16 protein-coding genes and 1 pseudogene are annotated in these 20,104 nt (G+C 43.6%); 10 read left to right on the forward strand and 7 right to left on the reverse strand.

Annotated elements, in window-relative coordinates; all coding sequences use genetic code 11:
• Positions 1-38 precede the first annotated feature (38 nt).
• From ACED59_RS17920 to pheT, 5 genes are all read left to right on the forward strand, one after another.
• The gene (locus tag ACED59_RS17920; RefSeq protein ID WP_029223792.1) at positions 39-2,555 is read left to right on the forward strand and encodes an RND family transporter; all 2,517 of its coding nucleotides are present in this window, start codon (positions 39-41) and stop codon (positions 2,553-2,555) included.
• A 44-nt stretch (positions 2,556-2,599) separates the two neighbouring features.
• Positions 2,600-3,421: an outer membrane lipoprotein-sorting protein gene (locus ACED59_RS17925; RefSeq protein WP_371704783.1), complete on the forward strand. Its 822-nt coding sequence runs from the start codon at positions 2,600-2,602 to the stop codon at positions 3,419-3,421.
• Positions 3,422-3,430: 9 nt separating this feature from the next.
• Positions 3,431-4,663 (forward strand): hypothetical protein, encoded by a 1,233-nt coding sequence (locus ACED59_RS17930; RefSeq protein WP_017096761.1) that lies wholly within the window; start codon positions 3,431-3,433, stop codon positions 4,661-4,663.
• A 389-nt stretch (positions 4,664-5,052) separates the two neighbouring features.
• Positions 5,053-6,036: a phenylalanine--tRNA ligase subunit alpha gene (gene pheS, locus ACED59_RS17935; RefSeq protein WP_004734764.1), complete on the forward strand. Its 984-nt coding sequence runs from the start codon at positions 5,053-5,055 to the stop codon at positions 6,034-6,036.
• Between the two features lie 18 nt (positions 6,037-6,054).
• The gene (pheT, locus tag ACED59_RS17940; protein ID WP_017096762.1) at positions 6,055-8,475 is read left to right on the forward strand and encodes a phenylalanine--tRNA ligase subunit beta; all 2,421 of its coding nucleotides are present in this window, start codon (positions 6,055-6,057) and stop codon (positions 8,473-8,475) included.
• Between the two features lie 81 nt (positions 8,476-8,556).
• Here the strand turns inward: pheT and ACED59_RS17945 are convergent, their stop codons facing one another.
• From ACED59_RS17945 to ACED59_RS17955, 3 genes are read right to left on the reverse strand one after another with little or no spacing between them, the layout of a single operon-like run.
• Entirely contained in the window at positions 8,557-9,204 is a 648-nt protein-coding gene (locus ACED59_RS17945) for a retron system putative HNH endonuclease (protein WP_102503410.1), read from the reverse strand.
• Positions 9,205-9,209: 5 nt separating this feature from the next.
• Positions 9,210-10,838, reverse strand: coding sequence for an AAA family ATPase (locus ACED59_RS17950; RefSeq protein WP_102503411.1), 1,629 nt, complete (start codon positions 10,836-10,838; stop codon positions 9,210-9,212).
• Complete coding sequence (locus tag ACED59_RS17955; RefSeq protein ID WP_102503412.1) at positions 10,828-11,787, reverse strand: retron St85 family RNA-directed DNA polymerase; 960 nt, start codon at positions 11,785-11,787, stop codon at positions 10,828-10,830. The genes ACED59_RS17950 and ACED59_RS17955 overlap by 11 nt, the downstream gene beginning before the upstream one ends.
• Positions 11,788-12,292: 505 nt before the next feature.
• Here ACED59_RS17955 and ACED59_RS17960 point away from each other — a divergent pair.
• A pseudogene (locus ACED59_RS17960) lies at positions 12,293-12,490 on the forward strand (alpha/beta hydrolase); the annotation flags it as partial.
• 635 nt (positions 12,491-13,125) lie between these two features.
• Positions 13,126-14,052 (forward strand): hypothetical protein, encoded by a 927-nt coding sequence (locus ACED59_RS17965; RefSeq protein WP_371704784.1) that lies wholly within the window; start codon positions 13,126-13,128, stop codon positions 14,050-14,052.
• A 114-nt stretch (positions 14,053-14,166) separates the two neighbouring features.
• Here ACED59_RS17965 and ACED59_RS17970 read toward each other — a convergent pair whose 3' ends face one another.
• Positions 14,167-15,675, reverse strand: a complete 1,509-nt coding sequence (locus tag ACED59_RS17970; protein ID WP_012604176.1) for a DUF3360 domain-containing protein — start codon at positions 15,673-15,675, stop codon at positions 14,167-14,169.
• Between the two features lie 410 nt (positions 15,676-16,085).
• On the opposite strand from ACED59_RS17970, the gene ACED59_RS17975 reads away from it, so the two are divergent.
• From ACED59_RS17975 to ACED59_RS17985, 3 genes are all read left to right on the forward strand, one after another.
• On the forward strand, positions 16,086-16,640 hold the full coding sequence (locus ACED59_RS17975; RefSeq protein ID WP_009846993.1) for a hypothetical protein: 555 nt from the start codon (positions 16,086-16,088) through the stop codon (positions 16,638-16,640).
• 334 nt (positions 16,641-16,974) lie between these two features.
• On the forward strand, positions 16,975-17,847 hold the full coding sequence (locus tag ACED59_RS17980; protein ID WP_029223741.1) for a patatin-like phospholipase family protein: 873 nt from the start codon (positions 16,975-16,977) through the stop codon (positions 17,845-17,847).
• Positions 17,848-17,862: 15 nt separating this feature from the next.
• The gene (locus ACED59_RS17985; protein ID WP_017096431.1) at positions 17,863-18,231 is read left to right on the forward strand and encodes a hypothetical protein; all 369 of its coding nucleotides are present in this window, start codon (positions 17,863-17,865) and stop codon (positions 18,229-18,231) included.
• Positions 18,232-18,319: 88 nt separating this feature from the next.
• Here ACED59_RS17985 and folM read toward each other — a convergent pair whose 3' ends face one another.
• The 3 genes from folM to folX are packed head-to-tail and all read right to left on the reverse strand — an operon-like array spanning position 18,320 to position 20,059.
• A complete protein-coding gene (gene folM / locus ACED59_RS17990) occupies positions 18,320-19,036 on the reverse strand; it encodes a dihydromonapterin reductase (RefSeq protein ID WP_017096430.1) in 717 nt (238 codons plus the stop codon).
• Positions 19,033-19,671: a GTP cyclohydrolase I FolE gene (gene folE / locus ACED59_RS17995; protein ID WP_009846989.1), complete on the reverse strand. Its 639-nt coding sequence runs from the start codon at positions 19,669-19,671 to the stop codon at positions 19,033-19,035. Before folE ends, folM begins: the two co-directional genes overlap by 4 nt.
• Before the next feature lie 10 nt (positions 19,672-19,681).
• Entirely contained in the window at positions 19,682-20,059 is a 378-nt protein-coding gene (folX, locus tag ACED59_RS18000) for a dihydroneopterin triphosphate 2'-epimerase (RefSeq protein WP_017096429.1), read from the reverse strand.
• Positions 20,060-20,104: the final 45 nt, after the last annotated feature.

A 20,104-nucleotide genomic window follows, 5' to 3' on the forward strand; every position in this document is an offset into this window, starting at 1 on the left:
TTTGGTTTTCTTGAGTGTATGACTAAGAATTGTGTCTTTTGTCAGCTCCGGCTGGCTTTTTAAGACACAACTACGACGAATCGTCACAAATGGAGACTGTGATGGAACATGACAGCCAGAAGCCCGCTTTCGATCACCAAAATCGAGATAACCGTAATGTCGATAGCGTAAACGGGGATCTAAATAACAGTTGGCACTCAATACCGACCAAGCGTTCGTTTATCGTTTTGCTGGTGGTGTTTTCAATCATCATGCTTTCTGCATTAGGGGCGAAGAACCTCTACTTTAGAGGGGATTACAACATCTTCTTCGAAGGCACCAACAAACAGTTGATGGCGTTCGACGAAATCCAAACCACCTTTGCAAAAACCGACAACCTTGCGATTGTTGTCGCACCTGAAGATGGCAATGTCTTCACCCCAGAAACTCTTACCCTAATTCAAAACCTCACGGTCGATGCGTGGCAAATCCCGTACTCAAGCCGTGTCGATTCGCTGGCCAATTATCAGCATACCGAAGCGGTTGAAGATGACCTGTTAGTTGAAGACTTGCTGTACGAAGAATATGCGCACACACCAGAGCGAATCGCCAAAGTAAAACAGATCGCGCTCAACGAACCTCTGCTTAAAAACGCATTGGTGTCAGCCTCTGGTGACGTGACCATTGTTAATGTCACCGTGCAATTGCCTGAAGTGGATAAAACCGCCGAAGTGCAAGAAGTGATCGCGGCTATCAATACTATGATCGCCAAGTACCAAGCCGATTACCCGAGCGTCGAGTTCCACAAAGCGGGCATCATTGCCATGAACAACGCCTTTATGATGTCGGCTCAAGAAGACAGCTCAACGCTCGTGCCGTTAATGCTGTTGGTGGTATTGGTGTTCCTGACCTTTATGTTGCGCTCGTTCTTTAGCGTGGTGGCTACCTTAGTTGTGATTATCTCTTCGATTGTTGCGACCATGGGTTTGTCTGGCTGGGCAGGGATGTTCCTCAGCACCGCAACGGTCAACGTTCCAACCTTAGTACTAACCCTTGCCGTTGCTGATTGTGTTCACGTGATTGTGACCATGAGACAAGCCATGCAACGCGGGATGGAGAAAGCACAAGCCATTCAATACAGCATTAAGCTTAATGCGATGCCGATTCTGATCACCTCAGTGACTACTGCGATTGGTTTCTTGATGATGAACATGTCGGACTCTCCAGTACTGCGTGATTTCGGTAACTTGTCGGCATTGGGCGTGATCATCGCGTGTTTCCTCTCTGTGACTATGCTTCCTGCGCTATTAAAACTCTTGCCAGTGAAAACTCTGCCAACAAATGAAGCCGCGGAAAGCAAAGTAACCTTTATGGATAAACTGGGCGATTTTGTGGTGGCTAACCGCAAAGCACTGCTGCCTATTTCTACCTTAGTGATTGTTGGCGCTGCCGCGTTAATTCCACTCAACAAAGTGAATGACGAATCGGTGAAGTATTTCGATACCTCAAGCGAATTCAGACAAGCTGCAGACTTCATGGAACAGACCGTAAGTGGCATGACGACCATTAGTATTGCGGTCAAAACCAATGAGTCTCAAGCGATTGCTGATCCTGTGTTTTTGCAAGCGATTGGTGACTTTACCGAGTGGCTACGTGTTCAACCTGAAACCGACCATGTGGCCACGCTTTCCGATGTCTACATGCGTTTGAACAAGAACATGCACGGTGACGACGATAGCTACTACCAACTGCCACTTAACCGTGAACTTGCCGCGCAATACCTACTGCTTTACGAGATGTCTCTGCCGTACGGCTTGGACTTGAACAACCAAATCAATGTCGATAAGTCATCGATCAAAATGGTGCTCACGGTCGACAACCTAGGCAGCGTGGAATTGGTTGAACTCGAAGAACGTATCTACTCATGGTTTGCAGCCAACGCGCCTCAGTATGAAGTGGTCGCATCGAGTCCGTCACTGATGTTTGCTCACATAGGCGAAACCAACATGGCGAGCATGCTATCAACTCTGCCTATCACCTTAGTGCTTATCTCTGGCCTGATGATCTTCGCATTGCGCTCGGTTCGCTTAGGCATAATCAGCCTAGTGCCAAACATTGCCCCGGCTATTATTGGTTTCGGTTTGTGGGCGCTTATCTCCGGTGAAATCAACTTGGGTTTGTCCGTCGTAGTCACGCTCACACTGGGTATCGTGGTTGATGATGCGGTGCACTTCTTAAGTAAATACCAACGCGCCAGAATGGAAGGAAAATCAGCAGAAGAAGCGGTGCGTTACGCTTTCCACACCGTTGGACGCGCATTGTGGATCACCACTGTCGTGCTTGTGGCAGGTTTCTCTGTACTGGCGATGTCGAGTTTCAGACTCAACTCCGATATGGGCTTGCTCAGCGCGATTGTGATTTTCATTGCGCTAGTAGTCGACTTCATCTTGCTACCTAGCTTGCTGATGATCTTCGACAAACAGACTCACTATGCAGTTAAAACTCAGCACGGATCAAAGCCAGACATCAAGTCGCAGCCTAGCCCAACAGCTGAACTGTCTGCTTCAACCAAATAAGGAATCGTCAGCCTGCTGCGGTGGGCTGACTCAAGGAGAAATTTATGAAAAGCGTTAAACAATCATTCGTTACCACATTATTTACCGTCAGCTCATTAACCGTTGGCTCGTTAACAATCGGCGCGTTTACGGCTTTCCCTGCGTTAGCCGACCCTGCGAAAGGCTTAGAAATCGCCGAGCAACGCAAAGCCGTTGATATGGGGTGGGGCGATTCTGTCGCGACCATGGAAATGCTACTTCGCAACAAACAAGGCGAAAGCAGCTCGCGCCTAATGCGATTGAAGTCGTTAGAAGTGGATGACGATGGTGATAAAGGGCTGACTATTTTTGATGAGCCACGCGACGTAAAAGGCACGGCTTTCTTGAACCATTCACACATCACTAAATCGGATGACCAATGGTTGTATCTGCCTGCATTGAAACGTGTAAAACGCATCTCTTCACGCAACAAATCGGGCCCGTTTATGGGCAGTGAATTTGCTTACGAAGATTTGAGCTCGTTCGAGTTAGGAAAGTACACCTTCAACTACATTGAAGACGCCAAAATGGACGGCGTGGATACCTTTGTATTAGAGCAAGTACCGACCGATAAAAACTCTGGCTACACCATGCAAAAGGTATGGCTAGACCAACAATATTACCGCCCAGTTCAAGTGGAGTTTTACGACCGTAAAGGCGCATTGCTCAAAACCCTGTCGTTCCAAGACTACAAACAATACCTAAACCAATACTGGCGCGCACACACCATGTCGATGCAAAACCACCAAACAGGCAAAAGTACGGTATTAACCACGACAGATTTAGCGTTCCAGACCGGTCTTAAGGACAAAGATTTCCAGAAAAACACACTCAAACGTGCAAAGTAAGGCAAGAATATGAAAAGGATTGTGTTAACAGGAACGCAGTTATCTTTAACCTTGGCAGCGACAGTCGGGCTCATGCAAGTGTCGTTGCCATGTGTGGCGGCTGGATTTAGCTCTGAGTTCGTAGAACAGGTCACCCCGGAGCTAGCAGGGCAGGTTAACCTTGAACACAGGCAGTTCTTTAGCGACGGCTTGCAAGGGCAAGATAAAGGGCAAAGCTCGCTGGTGTTACAACCAGAGTTTTATTGGGAACAACAAGAGGGCAATGGTAGCTTTACCTTCACGCCGTTTTACCGCCTAGACAGCGAAGACGATGAACGAACCCATGGCGACGTTCGTGAAGCTCTGTATCTCACGTATTGGGATGACTACGAACTGCGAGCGGGTGTTGGCAAAGTGTTCTGGGGTGTGACTGAATCGGCGCATTTGGTGGATGTGGTAAACCAAACCGATGCCATAGAGTCGGTCGATGGTGAATCGAAACTGGGTCAGCCAATGGTGCACTTCACCTCGATAAAAGACTGGGGAACCATAGACGCCATGCTACTGCCGTATTTTCGTGAGCGTACCTTCGCTGGGGAAGACGGCAGATTAAGGCCAACGGTACCTGTTTCGGATGATGCGCTTTACGAATCTTCGAGAGAAGAAAAGCACGTCGATGTGGCATTGCGTTATAGCCAAATGTACGGCGATTGGGACGTCGGTTTAAGTTACTTAGGTGGTACAAACCGCGACCCTTATTACCGTGTGCAAGGCAATCAACTCAAGCCATACTACGCACAAATGCAGCACTTCGGGCTCGATGTGCAAGGCATTATCGGTGACTGGTTATGGAAGCTGGAAAGCATTTATCGCGACAGCTACGACAACCACACAGGCGTAGCAACAGGCTTCGAATATACTTGGGTTGGAGCGCTTGAATCCTATTGGGACATCGGCTTTATCGCTGAATACTTGTATGACAGCCGAGGAAACAACGCCCAAACCATTGGCCAAAACGATGTGTTCCTCGGGGCGCGTTTCGCCTTGAATGATGAAGACGGCACCGAAGTGCTTACAGGCATTACTCAAGACTTAGATAACAGCGATGTCTACAGCGCGAAGCTAGAAGCATCAAGCCGCATCAACAATAATCTCAAGTGGCGATTGAACGCTTGGTTGTTTGAGAACGAAACCCCAGAGGATTTGCTGTTCTTCGCTCGCAAGGATGATTTTGTTGAGGTAGCGTTGGAGTATTACTTCTAAAGGCTTGATGTTTTAGCTTCAATTTTTAAGTTTAAATTCAGATTTTCTACGAATAAACCAAAGAGCGGTGGTCTTAAACCTCGCTCCTTGGTTTAAATTCTCAATCTCACTCTTCTACTGATCGTTTCCTAACATCACGCCTCAAACAAGGTTCTGTGAATGTAATCAAACTGTCTCACTTGGTGACGTTTTTGTATCGGTTTCTCTTTGATTTCACCGATTTCAATGAAATTCTGTTTTCTAACGTTAAATTTGCCGTGTTTTTAGTCAATAACTTGTTCTTTTAGCGATTCAATTTGGCATTGGATGCGTGTTTGATTACTATGTGTAGCTATCTAAAAAAACTAATCATCCGATACGGACACTACCAACTGGTAGATGAGGAAATGATGCAACATCTAGAAGAGATCATTGCTAATGCAACGACTGCTATTGATACAGCAGATTCGTTAGTCGCACTTGATGAAGTGCGAGTTCAGTATTTAGGTAAGAAGGGTGAACTAACTCTTCAACTACAAAGCCTAGGTAAACTTCCACCTGAAGAGCGTCGCACTGCTGGTCAAGAGATCAACAAAGCGAAAGGTGCTGTTCAACAAGCGATCGCAGCTCGCAAAGACGCACTACAACGTGCAGAGCTTGAAGCGAAACTAGCTGAAGAAACTATCGATGTGAGCCTACCAGGTCGTCGCATTGAGAACGGTGGTCTTCACCCAGTTACTCGTACAGTTGAGCGTATCGAACAGTTCTTTGGTGAGCTTGGCTTTAGCACTGAGTCTGGCCCTGAGATCGAAGATGCATTCCACAACTTTGATGCACTAAACATCGCAGACGATCACCCAGCTCGTACTGATCACGATACTTTCTTCTTCAACCCTGATCTAATGCTACGTACGCACACTTCTGGTGTTCAAATCCGTACGATGGAAAACGGCAAACCGCCTTTCCGCTTCATTGCTCCGGGTCGTGTTTACCGTAACGACTACGATCAAACTCACACGCCAATGTTCCACCAAGTGGAAGGTATGTTAGTTGATGAGAACGTAAACTTCGCACAACTTAAAGGCATTCTTAACGATTTCCTTTGTAACTTCTTTGAAGAAGAAGTTGAAGTGCGTTTCCGTCCTTCATTCTTCCCGTTCACAGAGCCTTCAGCTGAAGTTGACGTGAAACGTAAAGATGGCAAATGGCTAGAAGTTCTAGGCTGTGGCATGGTTCACCCTAACGTACTTCGCTCTGTTGGCATCGACCCTGAGAAATACTCTGGTTTTGCATTCGGTATGGGTGTAGAGCGTCTAACGATGCTTCGTTACGGCGTAAATGACCTTCGTGCGTTCTTCGAGAACGACCTTCGTTTCCTTAAACAATTCAAGTAATCCGGGGCAGTCAAAACTATGAAATTCAGTGAATCTTGGCTACGCGAGTGGGTTAAACCTGCAATTAACAGCGAAGAGCTAGCTCACCAAATCACTATGGCTGGTTTGGAAGTTGACGATGTAGAACCTGTTGCGGGTGTTTTCACCGGCGTTAAAGTAGGTAAAGTGGTTGAGTGCGGTCAGCACCCAGACGCAGACAAACTACAAGTTACAAAAATTGATATCGGCGCTGTTGATGCAGACGGTAATAAAGAGCTGCTAGATATCGTTTGTGGTGCATCTAACTGTCGTCTTGGCCTAACTGTAGCAGTAGCAACAGTTGGCGCAGTACTTCCTGGTGACTTCAAAATCAAGAAAGCAAAACTACGTGGCGTTCCATCGCACGGCATGCTTTGTTCTTTCTCTGAGCTAGGTATCGACGTAGAGTCAGACGGCATCCTTGAGCTGCCAGAAGGCACAACGCTAGGTATGGACGTACGTGAGCTTCTAGAGCTTAACGACGTAACTATCGACGTAGACCTAACAGCAAACCGCGCAGACTGCTTCAGCATCCGTGGCCTTGCTCGTGAAGTTGGCGTACTAAACCGCGCAGACGTTACAGAGCCAACAGTTGACGCTGTTGCAACAAGCATTGAAGACACAGTATCTGTTGAAATCAAAGCAACTGATGCTTGTCCACGTTACCTTGGCCGTGTGGTTAAGAACGTAAACGTGAAAGCGGAATCACCAATCTGGATGCAAGAAAAACTGCGCCGTTGTGGTATCCGTTCAATCGACCCAGTTGTAGACATCACAAACTACGTGATGCTAGAGCAAGGCCAACCAATGCACGCATTTGATCTAGCTAAGATCGAAGGCGGTATCGTGGTTCGTCTAGCAGAGCAGGGCGAAAAGCTAACACTTCTAGATGGCAACGAAGCTGAACTAAACAGCAACACACTTGTTATCGCTGACCAAAACAAAGCACTAGCAATCGCTGGTATCTTTGGCGGTCAAGATTCAGGTGTTACTACTGAAACGACAGACGTACTTCTTGAAGCGGCATTCTTCGCACCGGATCACATCCGTGGTCGCGCACGTGCTTACGGTCTTCACACTGATTCTTCTCTACGTTTCGAACGTGGTGTTGATTCAACACTTCAAGCAGCAGCAATGGAGCGTGCAACACAGCTTCTAGTTGAAATCTGTGGTGGCGAAGTTGCGCCAGTAAACGGCAGCGAATCTGAAGCTGATCTTCCTAAAGCAAACGTAGTTGCTCTACGTCGCGCTAAGCTAGACAGCCTACTAGGTCACGAAATCCCATCTACAGACGTAGTGGAAATTCTTACTCGCCTAGGTTGTGAAGTTGAAAGCACTGATGCTGGCTGGACGGCAACGTCTCCATCTTGGCGCTTTGATATCGCAATCGAGCAAGACCTAATTGAAGAAGTAGGTCGTATCTACGGTTACGATAACATTCCAAACCAAGCGCCTAAAGCGGCACTTAAAATGAATGACCACAAAGAAGCTAACCAACCGCTTAAGCGCGTTCGTGACCTTCTTGTAGACCGTGGCTACCACGAAGCAATCACATACAGCTTCGTAGAACCAGAACAGCAAAAACTTGTTGTACCTGGTGTTGAGCCGCTAATTCTGCCATTCCCAATCTCTGCGGACATGTCAGCAATGCGTCTTGGCCTAATCCAAGGTCTACTAAACACAGTTGTTCACAACCAGAAGCGTCAACAGTCTCGCGTTCGTCTATTCGAATCAGGCCTACGTTTCATCCCTGAAGCAACAGCTGAAAACGGCATGCGCCAAGAAATGATGCTTGCGGGCGTTATCTCTGGTACTCGTGGCGAAGAGCACTGGGACATTGCAACTAACACTGTAGATTTCTTCGATCTTAAAGGTGACCTAGAAGCCGTTCTTGAGCTTTCTGCAAACGAAATCGCATACAGCTTCAAAGCAGCGAAGCACCCAGCACTTCACCCAGGTCAAACTGCGGCTATCGTAGTAGACGCTGGTTTAGAAACAGAAAGGGAAGTGGGTATCATTGGTACTGTTCACCCAGAACTAGAGCGTAAGTTTGGTCTTAACGGCCGCACTATCGTATTCGAAATCGAATGGGCAGCTATCAACACTCGCGTGCTTCCAGAAGCAGTAGCTGTATCTAAGTTCCCTGCAAACCGTCGTGATATCGCAGTAGTTGTTGACGAAGCAGTTGCTTCTGGCGACATCGTAGACGCGTGTATCGCAGCGGGTGGCGAATTCCTAACAGGCGCTAAACTGTTCGACGTATACGTTGGTCAAGGCGTTGAAGAAGGTAAGAAGAGCCTAGCAATCGCACTTAGCCTACAGTCTGTAGAGCGCACACTTGAAGATGCAGACATCGCTGGTTCAGTAGATGCTATCGTAGCTTCAATCTCAGAGAAATTCGGCGCAGCACTTCGCGACTAATCTCTTCTGAAAGATAGAAAAACTAAAGGCCTCGCATTGCGAGGCCTTTTTGTTTTCGAGTTCTTAATATATCTGGATTTTTTATCTTAATTTCTTTGTTAAATAATCAATAGCGGCACCATAAAAGGGGATATAACTATTTCTTCTATTTTTACTCGATATCTTGGCAAGAAGAAGCTCTATTTTAGCTTTAGATCTTCTATCTCCAGATAAACTGGCTAGCTGTTTTTTAATGTTATCTAATGCAGCACTTCTATTATCTACCATTGTACTTAAATTTAGGTTTAAATTTTTATTAATATGCTCATTAAAATCTAAATCGGTTGAAGATATTTTTCCTGATCTTGAATAAATGATTTTATCATTAATCTTGTGTGACGGATTAGAAGGAGAAAATTTTATTATCTTGTTGGCTTTTTTGGTATCACAAGTATGAACATCTTCTTTATTACCTGGCTTTGTATTTCCTTCACAACATCCGAGTAGGTTTTTATAATTTAATGTCGATGTTTTGTTATCATCTGCCGATTGGGGATACCAGTGTTCAACCTTCATAGAATCAAACTTAATTCTCTGCATACAATATGCACAAGTATTGCCTTGTTCATCTAACAACTGATTTTTTATATCTTCTTTAGCTTTAGATGGTAAGTTAGCATAACTAGCATCATCACCTGAACGGTGCTCAGCCAGAGAATCAGGCTCTCTATCTTTTTTAATAAAGTACATCTTACCTAGTCCCAACCATTAAGATCAATATCAATTTTAGCCGATACTAACTCTGGAAGTGTTCCGTTCACTTCTTTTTCAAGAGCTTCAATTTCATCACTTGCATCATCAAACTTTTCATCATCAATTAATTTATTTATATAATTGATTTTTTCTTCAACATCCTTATTTCTTGTTATATTGGTTTCATCTCCAATTGGCGTCATTATGTACTTTAAAATTTGATTACTTGTTAAACCATAAGATTGAGTAGGATTACTATAAGAGATGTTATTATCATCATCGCTTTCTAAAATAATCACTTGAGCAGGTTTAACCTCCCCAAGCATCTGAGGGGAATGAGTAGTAATGATAAACTGACAGTTCTTAAATGCTTTCGGTAAACCTGAAATTAAAGTTCTCTGCCATGCCGGGTGAATATGCATATCGTATTCGTCAATCAAAATAATACCACTTCCGTCAAGAGGGTTATCTAATGAAGGATTTAATATTATTAATCTTCTTGCTATATCCACAACTAAAGCTAGCAATGACTTTTCACCTTGAGATAACTGAAGAACGTTCAACTTTTCAGAATTTTTTTCAACTGTAATACCTAAATATGGTTCCACTTGTATTTCGAGGTTACCGTAACCTTCCATAAAGTAACCAATTACTTCATTAATTAATTTCTTAATTCTTTCCACATCAAGTAGGATCGCTTCATCAGTATCATTGTTGTCTGCTTTGTCTGCTTTGTCTGCTTTTTCTTTGTTAATCAAACTTTCCAGAAGCGCCCTAGCAGTCTCATCGTGTTCTGCTATCAATTCCAATTTTGCTTTAAAATCAGCGTCTTTATTTAATTCTGATTTTTTATTTTTTCTACGACTAGAAATATCATCTAATCTTTTATACCAACGGAAAAATGATTGAAAATCAGCCTTGCCGTTTAATGAATTATGATAACCCTCAAATTTATCTAATTCAGATATATCTGATGTTTCATCATATGCACCCACATCTTTGCGAGATACTGCATTCGAACGGTCTACGGTGTAATAAGCCAAAAGAGGAAAGTTAAACTTATTATAAATTTCATTAGATTTTTTATAGAAACTACCTATTTTTGTTACATCTGCAATGATGTTATTTTTTTTAGCCCCAGAACCTTTAACTGGTATTGCTAGTTCCATATCAAATGACACAGATTTATTTAACTTAAACTTAGAGACAATTGATGAATATGCTGCATTAACACCTAATTTAACATCAAGATTATCGATTAGATCTCCATTGCCACCATTTTTAGTAATTCGATTATGCAACCAGCTCATACTCATAGCAATGGAGTCTAAAATTGTCGTTTTACCAGCGCCATTATTACCAATAATAACGGTCAGGTTTTCATTTGGTAGATTTAACTTAAAGTCACCAAAGGCTCTGAAGTTATCAAGAGTAACTTCGTTTATTCTGATATTTTGGTCGATAAATAAGTTAAATGCAATTTTCTCATACCGTTGGTATTCTTTTTCATTAGCTTCAATAAACTTACCATCAGAATAGTAATTAATGAGTTTAAGAGCTGAATCAAAGTCCCCAGATTTTGCACTTCGTATGTCTCTTTGCAATTCTGATTTTTTCTTACTACTTGTCATTTTCAACCCTTAATTTCAATATTGTATTAATTACTTCAAACCCATACTTGTTGCTCATTTTTACCCTAAAATCGGGTTCAACATGTATAGCAAATGAAAGTAAACCTTGTAAATATACGGTATCATCTATATCTATACTTCCAATGGTGTACTTATGAATTAGTGTCGAGATCAGTCTTTTTCTTTCCCTACCAACAGATAATTTATTATTATTTGTAATTGTTATTCCAGTCACATGTCGATTATGTGCTTTTGAAGAAAATACAGTTTTAATATTATTAACTGTAATTTTATTTGAATAATGGTCACTAAGAATATCTTTTACAACTCTTGTTACTTGAAATAAATGATTTTTCTTATTTGTCGAGAAAGTAATGTCATCGGCATATCGACTATAATTTATTTCATTTTGACTACAGTAGTCTGACATCAGAGTATCAAATTTATACATCACAAAATTAGAGACTAGCGGTGACGTTGGAGCTCCAACACTCAGAACTAAGTTTTGGCTTCCTCGGATAGTCTTAGTCTTATTCCAAAATAATAGACTTTCTAATAGCTTTAACTCTGCAGATGACACTTTAATCCCATTTTCATCACAAGCTAAAGCTAATAAATCAACAGTTATACTATTAAAAAAATCACTAAAGTCCATTTTTAATAAATATTTAGTGCCAAGATGCATACGCGCATTATCTTTAATGCCTACACCTTTTTTGTATGCAAATGAGTTCGAATGAGAAACAAAAAAATCAGACAAAAATGCAACTAAAAATTTTTGCTTTTCTTTGAGTGATTTTGATGGGTGTGCGATTACACGATAACCTGAACTTCGCTTAGGTATCGTATAGACTTTATATTTTTTGGGGGCAGTCTTGGCAAAAGTAGTTAATCTGGCTCTAGTGATACCAAAATCTTCTTCAAAGGCTCTATATAACCGTATAGTCAAACTAAATTCCTATAACGAATTTAAAGCATAAAGCACGATTAGTTTTACACTAATCGTGCTTTAAATCCTTTACTTAAGGCAGCGGTGTAGATTTTATCCGCGACCGAGAAACGAGGAACTCGTTGAGCGAACGCGGATAAAATTTACACCGCAATCGCAGAACTCCCCAATAAATTAGAGTCTGGCTTATCGCCCGACTAGACTGAATGTCTAAACACTAAAGGATAGTTTTATTCTACGTCAGCTTTTAACCTCCATCAACCTAAAGATGGTGATGATGCTGATACAACAGGTGGGTATGGTTGTTGATCTATAAATTATTGATTTTTGGTCATTGCATCATCTGTGTCTAAACAACAAAGTTGACCTTGCGTCTCCAGAGTCAACCTCGATTTCATTTTTTAAGAGCAATCATTGACCTGTCTATAACTTCACACTTTATTGTGTCTATATTGATTGAGAGGGGCGCTTTCTGTGTTCCCTCTAAAGTAAGTAGAGAGACCCTATGAAACGTTTAATCCTAAACATCACACTCTTGGTATTCATGGTACTTAGTAGCATGAGTGCCATGGCTCAGGATTCAACGGTTAAGTACGGTATTGCGAGATCTCACGATGGCGAACAAATCGCGTATGGCAAAAGTGGGAGCGGGGATACAGTACTGATCTGCATTCACGGCTGGAGCTTAGACAGCAGGCTTTGGTAAACCAAGTGGGTGAGGGCTTTCTTATGTGCTGTACAGCTTCCGAAACGACTAGGGCAGATGCACGTGACAATAGGCTAACAATCCCCTCCTAACCTCCCCTTGGTTTACATCTCCAATCTCTTGTTGGTAATGGGAAAGGGGAGGAACTGAATACCGATCGCTACATGTGCAGCTGTATGTTCAGCGACAAAGAATGTTCTCCCCCTCGTACTTTAACCTAAAGAGATCGTTTCACTTCATCCGAGGGGGAGCTAGAGGGGGAGCTAGAGGGGGAGGTTTTGGTCTACTAGACCCATTCCACAATGTTGATGAAAGCGGTGGAGTCAGTGAAGTAGGGCGCTGTAGTTATTAAAGGGTAGTTAGCCGTTAGATAGGTAAAACTAAGGCCTCGCGATTGCGGGGCTTTTTTGTTGGTCGGAGGTTTTGCTAGCTACATTCATTTCAATTTGCGAGTAATGATCGCATCGTTCATTCGTTTATGGTCCTTAAACTTGTGCCTCATAGTTATATAAATGCTCTATCAACCACTCCTAGATACGTAATTAGCACCACTGTGATTAGTAAGGGCTGACCAAATCTAGTGGTGCTTTCTACTGATAATCACTTTAACTATGTGTTTAGGACGTCCTATTATGGCTAAGAAAATAATATTCATTCATGGTCGCGCTCAAAAGCCCGATAAAGATTCCCTTCAAGCACTCTGGTACGAGGCTATAGAGCATGGCTTGCAGCGAGATTGTGGAGACTCAAGTTCATTACAAGCTTTTAAAGATGTCGATAAACGGTTTGTCTATTACGGAGAACTATCAAACACATTGTTAGATAAACCAACGGAAGACCCTGCAAGTCGACAACAAGCGCTGTCTGAACTCAAAAAGTACAAGACAAGCCAGTTCAATAAAACAACGTATAACAAGGTATCTAAAGTTGGTTTTCTAAAAGAGGCGTTAGCAGATACTTTTTCATCGCTGTTTGGAAAGCTGGGTGTGGCTGAGACACTCATAACGAAGGTTGCGCCGGATATGGCGCATTATTGGTATGAAGATACTTATTATGGAAGCGATGTTAGGCATAGGCTGATGGTTGAACTGAAGGAAGCGCTTGATAATCAAGATGATGTGATGATTGTATCGCACAGTCTCGGGTCGATGATCAGTTATGACGTGTTATGGAAGCTGTCTCATTACGGAGAGTATAGACACGACTATGGCGCGGATAAGAAGGTCAACTTATTGCTTACGCTCGGGTCACCGTTAGGCGATGAAAACGTAAAAGATAGGCTAAAAGGGAGCCGCTTGAAAGATGAGAAGAAGTACCCTTTAAACATTCAGCAATGGATAAACATATCGGCAGAAGATGATTTTATCTCTCATGACAGCAAAATTAAAAATGACTTCAAAGATATGCTCAAACTGGATCTGATACCCGGTGGAATGAAAGATATCCACCCAATTTATAATCTCAATATTCGTAACGAAAAAAGCAATCCGCACGCTTCCATCGGTTATCTCATCAACCCCCAATTCATCGCAATATTGGATGAATGGCTCTCTAGTTGATTTGGTTTGCCATCGTCAATTGTTAGCTGCTTGTTCGTTGGAACGCAGATAAAACAAGACCTCGCGTGTGCGAGGCCTTTTTGTGTTCCAGCTAAAACTAAATATTAATCGAGCTTAACGAAAGCTTGGGATAATCGCTGGAATTCCCGGTAGAAGACCAACCAACGCCATTACACCACTTAGTACAATAAACATAATACCAGGCAACACCCAACGGCTCATTTTACTCAGTTCACTACTGCGTTCTTTACAACCGACTAAGCCTAAGTTATCCAACAGCATGGTGAGGGCCCAACCAAATGCAGGGTTAACGAGCGCTGAAGAAAATACAACAATCGCTGCTGATTGTGTGGTTTTCCCTTCACGCGTCATTTCCATTCCAGCTTCTAGCAATGGCACAAATACCCCAACAATCAGTGCTACACACAATACAGGTTGCCAGATAGCTAAATCCATTGGGTAACCCCAAACTGCGGCGATGATACAGAACAGAGCTGTGAGCAATGCGCCGGCAGGAATAGGGCGTTTAGCAATCGCCGCCGGTACGATATAAGTACCCCATGAAGACGTAAAGTTAGTACCGCCGAGCAGAGAGCCGAACGTTTGACGAATTGAAGCAGTGGTCATCGTGTCATCAATATTCATGTGTACTTTTTCGGTACGCTCTGGATAGCTGATCTTTTGAAATACTTGATGGCCTAAGAAATCTGGCGACCACATCGCCACGGCTAGAATTGCAAACGGCAATACCACCATGAAATGTTCAATCGTTGGTAGGCCAAGCATCCAGCCTGTATCTTCTCCCCACCAATACATAGGGTTCATGTTAGGTAAGCCTGGCTCAGTGTGGAAAGCGAATGGGGCACCCATGGCAAATGCAATCGTACCACCCAGTAAACAACTAAGAGGTACGGCTAACCAACGTTTGCGGAAGTGTTCCAATAACGCGTACAAGATAATGGTGCAAAAGATGACGACAAACGCGATGTGGCTCATGCCAATTCCTTCAGCCCAAGCGAACAGCTTTTTCACTTGAGAAGCGGTTCCAACAAAGCCAAGGTAGAGCAATAATCCGCCACATACGCCTTTACTGGTGAGGTTGGCCAACATACTGCCACCTTTACTGATGGCTAAGATTAGGCCAAAAGCGCCAATCAGCAATCCAAACGCCATAGGGTGTCCGCCTGCTGCAACCACAATCGGAATTAAAGGAATGAGTGGGCCGTGTGTACCTGCGAGGTTCGCGGTCGGCAACAGGAAGCCAGAGAAAATAATAATGAAAACAGAGGCGATGAGGAGTTCATAACGAACGTTTTCTAGAATGAAGTCTTCATTTAATCCGAGAGCCCCAGCAAAGGTGGCTGCAATAGCGCCCACCATAACCACTTTACCAATGGTCGCCGCCATCGCTGGGATGGCGTCTTCTATCTCAAATCGATAATCTTTAAACGGCAAATTTGGACGCCAGCGCTTAGGCGACATGATTTGCAATTCGTGTTCTAGATACTGTTCTCGGGAATCAAATTCCGATCTTGGTTTATGTTGTTGTTCATAGGTGAGTTCATCCTCATGGACTTGAGGCTTCTCTGTTTGTATATGTGCGGACTCTAAAGTAGTGCTCATTTTGATTCCTTTCGTTCACACTCTGAGGTGTGTTATTCCAACAAACGTTGTTGACTCACGGCATGAAGTGAAAACAATGCGTCAACTTATCATTAAAAATTCATTAACATTTAGTTGTTAGTACCTTATACCAAACCAAAAAAAACAAATAGACTCAGTCGGTTAGACATTAGTCGTAGAGTCGGACGACTAGTATTAGACCCTGTAGATAGCATGTGTCTGTTTATTGGTAGGCGATGAATTTATGGGTCATAAACGAATATCTAACAAGAAATGCTTGGCGTTAAAGCATCAGATAACGTCCATCGATGAGTGCTTTCTGGGGTAACGTTTTTGGTTAAAGCTATTGATAATAATTCTCATTACGATATTTTATGGGCTCAAACACACTCATTGTTGCGGAGACCAACATGGAACACTCGGATATTACTCAACTGCTTATTCCAAAAAGCGATTGGGCATCGCCTGATCTCTTTCTCTATGAAGGGGAAGACAAACTTCATCTGAGCTTAGAAGGCGCTATTCAATACAGTGGATTGAACAGCATTGGTGGCGTGGTTCTGGGCTTTAGGATGATCCAACATGCGGTGCAACTCGCGGCGGGTGAGCAGTCTTTGCAACGTGATGGCATCAGTGTTTATACCGCGTTCCCTGGACGTGGTGCTCAAGATGCTTTTGAGTACACATGCCGCGCACTGCGTGATAGGCGCTATTGCTGTGATACCACATTGCATCACCCTGCAGCGCAAACCGGACAACGTGGTCAGTTCTTGTTTACGCTTCGCTTGAATGAACAGTCTATGGTGATGACGCCAGCAGACGGGCTTCCAAGAAAAAGCTATTTTGAGGCCGACAGACACGCACAAGAAGGTCGAGAGGCAGCATTGAGATGGCGTGATGAGAAGATTAACTTCGCCAATACGCTCTTGAGCTTGTCGCCAGAAGAGTGCTTACGCGTGTTGTAATTCTTTGTTCTCACTTACAGAATGAGCTCAAAAACACAATGAACAACAAGAGGTCGCTCGCTTTCAAGTGGGCGACTTTTTTGTATCAAGCGCTAACGGAAAGCAGATTCCTAGTCGCGCTTAGGCTTGCTGGAATGACTCACTTTTAGTTTAGTGCGGTAGTCTAAAGTCTATGAGTTTCAGCAATCAACTTAAGCTGCCCGATCTCAATCCGCGACACATTTAGGCACGCAGGTGGTGCAGTTTTCAAAGCATTACACAGCTTACACTGACACGAAGTGATATAATTTTTGCCCAAAGCTTTGAAGAGCTAATGAATTAAAGGATGAGTACGATGGAAAAAACGATCTCGTTGGTACTTGGCAGTGGTGGCGCAAGAGGCTTGGTTCACGTTGGAATCATCCGTTGGTTAATTGAGCATGGCTACCAGATAAAATCCATCTCTGGTTGTTCAATTGGCGCACTTATCGGTGGTGTCTATGCGGCGGGTAAGTTGGATGAATTTGAAGAGTGGGTCACCAGTATCGACCAATCGGATATGGCGATGATGTTGGACTTTTCATGGCAATCGAGCGGTATCTTCAAAGGGGACAAGATCATCGAAACGCTGCGTGGGCTGATCGGTGAGATTTCAATTGAAGAACTGCCTATCCCTTATACCGCGGTTGCCGCTAACGTCGCCGATGAAAAAGAGGTTTGGCTGCAATCCGGTTCTCTGTTTGACGCCATTCGCGCCTCTATCTCTTTACCACTGTTCTTCACGCCTCATGTGATTAATGGCGAAGTGCTGATTGATGGCGGAGTGCTCAATCCCGTACCGATTGCGCCTACCTTTAGTGATAAGACAGACTTTACTCTGGCTGTGAACTTAGGTGGTGAACCTGAGATGCTTCAACAGGAAGTGATACCGGTTTCCCTACCTACCAAAGAGAGCAATTTGCATGAGAAGGTTGTTCACTTTATCGATAATCTAGGTAGCAGTGTAAAAAGTAAAATGAGCTTTAACTTTGCAGCCTACGACATTGCCAACCAAGCGTTTGATGCGATGCAATCGACCATCGCTCGCCAAAAATTGGCCGCTTATCCCGCCGATATTACGCTTGAGATCCCACGCAATGCTTGTGGCACCTTAGAGTTTGATCGTTCACAAGAGATGATAGATAGAGGCTACCATTTGGCACAGGCTAAATTGGGCAATCGACTTTAATGTATTTGCTGCTGAATGAGAGTATTTATGGAAACTGAACTAAAAGAGCTTGAACTCCACGAGCTTATGGCAACAAAAGATGTCATCGTGATTACCAGCTCAGAAGTGGCTGCCGTATCTTGGCTGATAGAGTGCTATCAAGAGAACGCTGATATTCAGATTATCGAGAGCGCACATCAGCTAGATACTGAAGCGGTTTTGGCGCAATGCCGAGACAGCCTGAGTCAAAATAAAAAGGTCATCCTCACCGCGCAGTTTCGTAGCCAGCTTCCTATTATCAATATCGCTTCACTGTGTAATGAGAAGCGCAAGTCATTGATCAATATTGAGTTGTTAGGCTGGGATGAAGAGACTCGCCTTCCTCAGTCTTATAGCAGTTTCTAGGTTATAAGAATTTCTAGCTTATAACGGTTTCTAGTTAACCGCATTCGCTATATAGCAGCAGTTTTAGGTAGCAGACAATGTAAGCGCATTACTTCAAATGTCTGCCGCCATCAAGGTGCAAAGTTCTTCCTGTCATGTAGTGACTGGCCAACACAAACTTGATGCCATCGATTATTTCCTCAAAGCCCGCTTCTGTGGGAATCAGAGCTTTCTTCAGCGCTTTGGTTTTGTATGCCTCATCGTCATGCTCATTAAACTTAATCATGGCTGGAGAGAGGGTATTTACTTTCACCTTGGGAGCCAGCATCGCAGAAAACGACAAAGTCAGGTTATTGAGCGCCGCTTTACTGGCCGCGTAAGCGATGTGTTTTTTACTGCCTTTTTCTGCAACGTAGTCACTGATGTGGATGATGTCTGAGGTTTTATCGCCAGACATCAATTGGTCTTTGAGTGTTAAGTTGAACAGATAAGGCACGGTAGCGTGAATCGTCATCATCTGGTGCATGATTTGGGATGCATTGTCACTGGGGTTTGTCTTGTTCTCAGGTTTCCAGTCTGAAGCGTTATGTATGACGGCTCGAAGTGTCTTATATTCTTGACCAACATAATCAAGAAAGCCCTCTAAGCTGCTTTGTTGATAAAAGTCTACTTGCTGCAAGTCGGCTCCACTGTCGCGCAACAGTTGCAGTTGAGGATAGTCGCTGCGGTAAGTGCCAACCACTTCGTATCCATCCGCTATAAGTTGCTGCGCCAATGCGAATCCGAGTCGCTTTCCCACGCCGGTTATCAATATCGTTTCACTCATCGTAAAAACTCAGCTCTGGTTTGAGGGTTAGTTTTGAAAATACCACCGAGAGCGGTTGTTGAGGTTTCAGAGTTTGCATCCATGACGCCTCTGGATTTAACGCAATAGTGCGTGGCTTTAATCGTCACGGCCACGTTTTCTGTCTCTACTAGAGTCTGTATCGCGACTAGGATTTGCTGAGTAAGGCGTTCTTGTACCTGAGGACGCTGAGCAAAGAATCGAACGATACGGTTTATTTTAGACAGCCCAAGAATCTTGTTTTCAGGTATATAAGCCACTTCCGCTAAACCATCGATGGTAATGAAGTGGTGTTCGCACGTCGACGTTAAATCGATATCCGATACCTTGACCATTTCATCAACCGACATTTTGTTTTCTATAACACTGATTTTCGGGAAGTTATCGTAATCGAGCCCTGAAAATATCTCATGGACGTACATCTTTGCAATGCGATGAGGTGTTTCAGCAAGGCTGTCATCGGTTAAATCCAGTCCAAGCGTACTGACCACTTCCGTCAACAGTCCTTTGATGCGGTTGTACTTCTGGTTGGGGTTCATTTCGCTCTCTGTCATTGGAGTTTCAAGTCCTCTTGCGAGCAAAGCTTCTCTTACTTTTTCGGCTTCTGTATTCAGCATGACGCACTCCTTATGAATTATTGTCGTTGTCTGCTTCATAGCTCAGAGTGAGCGAAACAGAGTCAGCAAAACGTAGCGCATGAGGTTTGTCGATTCTCACTTGAGCGTATTTGACCCATGGATGGTCGATACAAATGCCGAGAACGTCACTGGTTAGCTTTTCCAAAAGCAGAAACCTTCCGGATTCGACATGTTGAATGATCTTCTTGCAGATGTTTTTGTAGTTAAGTGCGTTCTCCACATCATCTGAGAGACAAAGGTTGTTAGCGGGGTAGTGGATTTCTGCGTTGATAACGATGTCTTGCTGCTTAGACTTTTCTTCTTCGTTGAAGCCGATGAAGGTTCTTAGTCTCAGGTTTGTAATGGTGATAATGGCGTTGTGATTCATAACAGTGTCCAATCCTTAGATAGTGAAGTCAGTTACGTGCTTGTT

The organism is Vibrio sp. FF266 (assembly GCF_041439695.1).
Taxonomy (GTDB): domain Bacteria; phylum Pseudomonadota; class Gammaproteobacteria; order Enterobacterales; family Vibrionaceae; genus Vibrio; species Vibrio tasmaniensis_A.

Coding starts and splice junctions, on each gene's coding strand:
- ACED59_RS17925 (WP_371704783.1), top strand. CDS start 2,600: ATGAAAAGCGTTAAACAATCATTCGTTACCACATTATTTACCGTCAGC.
- ACED59_RS17930 (WP_017096761.1), top strand. CDS start 3,431: ATGAAAAGGATTGTGTTAACAGGAACGCAGTTATCTTTAACCTTGGCA.
- pheS (WP_004734764.1), top strand. CDS start 5,053: ATGCAACATCTAGAAGAGATCATTGCTAATGCAACGACTGCTATTGAT.
- pheT (WP_017096762.1), top strand. CDS start 6,055: ATGAAATTCAGTGAATCTTGGCTACGCGAGTGGGTTAAACCTGCAATT.
- ACED59_RS17945 (WP_102503410.1), bottom strand. CDS start 9,204: ATGTACTTTATTAAAAAAGATAGAGAGCCTGATTCTCTGGCTGAGCAC.
- ACED59_RS17950 (WP_102503411.1), bottom strand. CDS start 10,838: ATGACAAGTAGTAAGAAAAAATCAGAATTGCAAAGAGACATACGAAGT.
- ACED59_RS17965 (WP_371704784.1), top strand. CDS start 13,126: ATGGCTAAGAAAATAATATTCATTCATGGTCGCGCTCAAAAGCCCGAT.
- ACED59_RS17970 (WP_012604176.1), bottom strand. CDS start 15,675: ATGAGCACTACTTTAGAGTCCGCACATATACAAACAGAGAAGCCTCAA.
- ACED59_RS17975 (WP_009846993.1), top strand. CDS start 16,086: ATGGAACACTCGGATATTACTCAACTGCTTATTCCAAAAAGCGATTGG.
- ACED59_RS17980 (WP_029223741.1), top strand. CDS start 16,975: ATGGAAAAAACGATCTCGTTGGTACTTGGCAGTGGTGGCGCAAGAGGC.
- ACED59_RS17985 (WP_017096431.1), top strand. CDS start 17,863: ATGAGAGTATTTATGGAAACTGAACTAAAAGAGCTTGAACTCCACGAG.
- folM (WP_017096430.1), bottom strand. CDS start 19,036: ATGAGTGAAACGATATTGATAACCGGCGTGGGAAAGCGACTCGGATTC.
- folE (WP_009846989.1), bottom strand. CDS start 19,671: ATGCTGAATACAGAAGCCGAAAAAGTAAGAGAAGCTTTGCTCGCAAGA.
- folX (WP_017096429.1), bottom strand. CDS start 20,059: ATGAATCACAACGCCATTATCACCATTACAAACCTGAGACTAAGAACC.